We start from the raw sequence: 4,953 nt of genomic DNA on the forward strand, positions 1-4,953 counted from the left end.
CGGGTCTACCTTCAGGTGCATTACGTCTCGGACGTTGTCGCCGGCGCCGTTCTCGGCGCGGCATGGGTGCTGACCCTCCACCGGCTGCTGAAATGGGCGGACCCGCAATTCTGAAAAAATGCCGCGGAAAGAGAGGACGATTTGCGAAACAAGTTCCTGGGTACGGGCGAAACCGGTTTTCATCCCCTCCGGAAGATCAGGGTTGTCCTGTCCGGCCTGAAATATGCCGTCCGATACGATTTCAGCGTCACCTACAAGCTGATGCTGTCGGCCGTCGTCCTGTCCATCTTCTTTTTCTTCCGGAAGTGGATCGATTTCCTGCTCCTGGCGGCGGCCACGGCCATGATGCTGCAGGCGGAGCTCTTCAACAGCGCCATCGAGGCGGTGTGCGACTTCATCACCACCGAAAAGAGCCGCAGGGTCAAGGTCATCAAGGACATCTCGGCTGCCGCAGCCGGCATCTGCATCCTGCTGTGGGGGATCATTCTCGCCATCGAGACCTATCAGGTCCTGCGGCTGTTTTCGATTCTCCATTGACATTGAGGGAGGTCATACCGTGGAAAAGCGGATATCCGGCAAATTGCCGAACAAAGAGAAGCTTGCCGTGAATGACGACATGCTGCGAAAACATTTCACCGTCATCCGGATCATCTGGACGGCCATGCTCGCGTCGCTGGGGATCTATCTCGCGCTCTGTCTGCTGACGGGAAATACCGTTCGGCAGCCCGGCCCGGGCGAGGCCCCCCTCGACACCCTGCGGCGGATCCTCATCGCCGTCTCCGCCGCGGAGCTGGTTTTCATCGATCTGTTCCGGAGGCGTACCCTGAAGCCCAGGCCGGGGGTATCACCGGCAACGGCGATCCGGAAATACGCGGTGACCGTGCTGGTCTCATGGAGCGCCGCCGACAGCATCGGCATCTTCGGGATGGTCCTCTATTTCCTGGGCGACGACGCGGCGTACCTCTATTTCCTGATCGCCGTATCGGCCCTGGCGATGTTCCATTATCGGCCGAGATACGGAACCCTGAAGGGGTTGGCAACGGCGGCGGCGCCCCGTGAAGGGTGAGGCTGAGGGTTGAAACTGAAGGCTGAAGGACATAAATGCCGCATCCGTCAAATAAGCACCCCTATAGCCTTCAGCCTTCAGCCTATGGACAACAGACCGCCTTTCTACATGTAGGTGACGAACTCCGGCTCGATCAGCGTGGTGAGAATATCGCATCGGGCAATGATCCCCACCAATTTTCCATTATTCGTCACCGGCAGACGGATGACGTTTTTTTCCTTCATGATTTTCACGATGTCGGTCAAGGGCGTACTCACGTCCGCGGTGATCGGTTTCGGGCTCATGATATCGCCGGCGGTGATTTTCACCAGTTCCTTGCCCGCCAGAACGGCCTCCAGGATATCCAGCTCCGTAACGACCCCGATGACGCCGCCCTCTTCATCGGTAACGGGCATCCCGCTGTAAAACCCGTTCAGGAATTGAAAGGCGACGTCCCTTGCCGGCGCGTTTTTCCTGGCAGCCACAACGGGCCTGACCATCACATCCGATGCCTTCAGATTCTTCATCACCCACCTCCTTTTCTGGATTTCGTCGTTATCGATGCATCCGTACCCGCCGATTGTCGGCGTCTTTTATCATTCAATAGAAGAAAAAGGCGCTTTTGCAAATAGGGGCACCTACTCAATCATATGGGAATAATGCCTATATCGCATGAGGCATTATACCTACCGGCCCGAACAAATCAGATTTCAACTTTCATGATAATGAAATGACCGGCACCGTCCTATCAAAATCGAAAGCAGTCGACAGTTGAGTCGGATGAATCGGACGGATCAAAGAATGGGAGGGATCGGCGATGCGGATGCGGCATCACCGATCGCATGCAAGGGGCAAGGCTAATGCGCGATGCAGATCTTGCCGAAATGCCTCCCGCTCGACAGATGGTCCAGAGCGGCGTGCAGCTCCTCGAAGGCGAAGACCTGATCGATCACCGGGTGAAGCCGGTGCCGGGCAATCGCCGCGGCCATGGCGACAAAATCATCCCTGCTGCCGACAGTGATGCCCTGGAGCCGCACATGCCGGGTCACGATCGGCCCCAGGGGGACGTCCATGATGCCGCCCGAGAGCACGCCGATCATGCTGATGGTGCCCCCGGCCCGGACGGCGCGCAGCGACTGGGGCAGCGTCGCCCGGCCGCCGACCTCCACGATGTGGTCGACACCGTCCTTGCCTGCGATGTCGCGTGCGCGCTTACCCCACTCCGGCACCGTGCGATAGTTGATGGTCTCGTCCGCACCCATCCCGCGGACCCGCGCCAGTTTGTCATCGCTGGAGGAGGTGACGATCACGAAAGCCCCCAGCAGCTTCGCGAACTGGAGGGCGAAGAGCGACACCCCGCCCGTTCCCTGAACCAATACCGTGTCGCCCGGTTTGACGCGGCCTTCCGTGACCAGGGCCCGCCAGGCGGTCACCGCAGCGGAGGGAAGGGACGCCGCCGCCATGTCGTCCAGATGTTCGGGTGCAAGCGCCACGCCCTCCTCGGGAAGCACCATCAATTCGGCCATGGTGCCGTCCAGCTCACACCCCAGGCTCAGGGAGAGCCTTTTTTTGTTCGGCTCCCCGCTGATCCAGCTCTGAAAGAACAGCGGGCAGACCCGATCCCCGATGCTGAGGTTGCTCACGCCCTCTCCCACCGACTCCACGATGCCGAGGCCGTCGCTCAGCATGATCAGCGGCAAGGCCTTCATTCTCGAGCCGTAGCCGCGCAGGGGAACCAGCAGATCGCGGTAGTTGAGGGCCGAAGCCTTCATCCTGAGCCGCACCTGTCCGGATCGGGGCTCCGGCTCCGGCCGCGTGTTGATGCGCACGTTTTCCATGGACCAGGCATCTTCAACCTGAAAGACGCGCATGCGTCACCTCCTCGTGTCTGAAAGAACCGTCAGCGATATCTAAACTTCAGCGGCACTTGAACGAAACCGCGTGGGCGCGGGCCGTATCCTACCAGCACCGGCCTATGAAAATCGAAAGTTGAGTTGTTGAATTGAAGCCGGCTGAACATCAACCTTTCCCCTGGGGCGGCTTTGCCGCAAACAGGGTCAGCTTGAGTTCGGCATCATCGATCAGCCTGTACACCGGTCTTACACCCGAGAGCTTTTCGCTTTCGGTAATGATGATCGGAACACCTTCGCCGCGCTTATCCATGATAAAGCTCCGTTGACTCCCGACGGCGTTCACGTTCATCGGACATCGCGCCAGCAGGGAGGTCAGCAGTTCGTTACGCGAGGATTGGCGCTCCGAGAGGCTGTCGATCGTCATGGTGTTCGGAATGGTTCCCGGTGAAAATATCTCCAATCGGTCGGCAAAAAGATGAAGACGTATCTTCGACCCGTAAATCGCGTAATCACGGTGGGCCACCGCATTCACCACGGCCTCGAAAACCGCGTTCATGGAGAACTGCGGCGTCTCGATCCGGTTGGGCGCCTTGACGGCATAAACACGCATATTCCGTTCGACGAAATTGCAGGCATCCCTTATCTGAACATCGAGGGGCCCTGTGATATCCTTGGCATCCAGTTGATAGGCGGCATTTCGTTCTGAACCGCGATAGCAGACCGCTTGAATAAAGGCGCTGGACATGAACGCTTCGGGTGCGTCGCACGCCATTAGGATACCGCCGACAGTGGGGCGAAGAACACCGGTCTCATCCAAGGCAACCAGCTTCATTTTTTCTAAAAACACGTCATCATCCCGGGGCGAGACAACCGTCCTGAAGCGTCGCCACAACCTGGGGTTCAAATCTTCAAGACCGGCATGGGGAACCGTTTGTTCATCAAACCGGACAAGCCTTGTCTGGCTCCGCTGCTGGAACAACCGCGCCAATACATCCGGCCGCATCTGCCGTTTCGAACTCCCGATGCGGCGAAAATATCCGCCCGGACTCTGGTGGACAAACAGACTTCTCGGCACATCGATTCGCAGAATAAGCTTCTCGCCTCTCTCCGGATCGGAGACGACGAGCTTGCGGATCAGGCAGTCCAGGGGCGGTTCTATCAGATCATTACAGATTTCACGCAGCCAACTCTCAACGATATCCAGTTTGTCTGATGGGATACCCTGGATTTTTCGGGTCTTGTCATCAACGCCCAGTACGATGATGCCGGTATGCGTATTCGCCATTGCCGCAAGTTCATCGGCCATACCGTCACGATGCGGACCTTTGATCTTGTTGCCGGCGAACTCAACGGTTTTGAGCTCGAGAACGGAATCTTCGCCCAAGGAGATTTGCTTGAGGAGTTCTGTAAGGCTTTCGTACATCAATGACCTCCAATTTATTCAACCGGAATCGCGATTCATGCAAAAGGGACGGTCGGATACGTTTTACAACTCCTCTATATTCCGCCACATCCGGATCACGCGGCCTATGCAAAGGTCGTGCCAATCCAGCGCGGTAGGTATCGACGGATGTCCGTCGGGAAAAGCAACACCTAAAAGAATTGTCCAATAGCTATTTTATGCCTGACAATTTTATTTTATCATGAATACCGGACCCAAGCAAACAGCTTGCGGCGAATAAACCGAAAGCCGAATCCAAAAGAACCTGATCGGTCGGCCTTCGCGTCATCGTAGCAACCCATCGCGATCTCTCTTCCCGTCTCAAAATCGAAACCCGACCGTTGCGCCAAAATTCCCGAGGCCGCCGTCCGCGATTCTCCGAAAGTTTTACACGGCCGTAAGCCTTCGGGCTGCAAGGTTATTACCGGTTTCATTTCTGAAAAAATCGTGTTATTTTCCAAACTATATACCAATTCCCGCGATTAGAATGAATAAACAGAGGAGCTCCGAATATGAAACGCGTTTTACTTGTTCTGGTCATGATGTTATCGACGGCGATGGCCCTCACCGGCTGCGGCTACAATACCATGCAGCAGCAGGAAGAAAAGGTTTTC

General features: G+C 56.8%; 5 protein-coding genes. 2 read left to right on the top strand and 3 right to left on the bottom strand.

The genetic code is table 11. From position 1 onward, the window contains the following. Positions 1–141 precede the first annotated feature (141 nt). Positions 142–537 (top strand): diacylglycerol kinase, encoded by a 396-nt coding sequence (locus AB7S84_RS15560; RefSeq protein WP_020876718.1) that lies wholly within the window; start codon positions 142–144, stop codon positions 535–537. A gap of 19 nt (positions 538–556) precedes the next feature. After that, positions 557–1,066: a hypothetical protein gene (locus AB7S84_RS15565; RefSeq protein WP_020876719.1), complete on the top strand. Its 510-nt coding sequence runs from the start codon at positions 557–559 to the stop codon at positions 1,064–1,066. Between the two features lie 104 nt (positions 1,067–1,170). On the opposite strand, the gene AB7S84_RS15570 is transcribed toward AB7S84_RS15565, so the two are convergent. From AB7S84_RS15570 to AB7S84_RS15580, 3 genes are all read right to left on the bottom strand, one after another. Then, entirely contained in the window at positions 1,171–1,572 is a 402-nt protein-coding gene (locus AB7S84_RS15570) for a CBS domain-containing protein (protein WP_020876720.1), read from the bottom strand. Positions 1,573–1,902: 330 nt separating this feature from the next. After that, complete coding sequence (locus AB7S84_RS15575) at positions 1,903–2,916, bottom strand: zinc-dependent alcohol dehydrogenase family protein (protein WP_428155616.1); 1,014 nt, start codon at positions 2,914–2,916, stop codon at positions 1,903–1,905. Positions 2,917–3,064: 148 nt separating this feature from the next. Next, positions 3,065–4,321, bottom strand: coding sequence for an ATP-binding protein (locus AB7S84_RS15580; protein ID WP_020876722.1), 1,257 nt, complete (start codon positions 4,319–4,321; stop codon positions 3,065–3,067). Positions 4,322–4,953 lie beyond the last annotated feature (632 nt).

Origin of the sequence: Desulfococcus sp., from assembly GCF_050178255.1 — a bacterium.
Taxonomy (GTDB): Bacteria; Desulfobacterota; Desulfobacteria; order Desulfobacterales; family Desulfococcaceae; genus Desulfococcus; species Desulfococcus multivorans.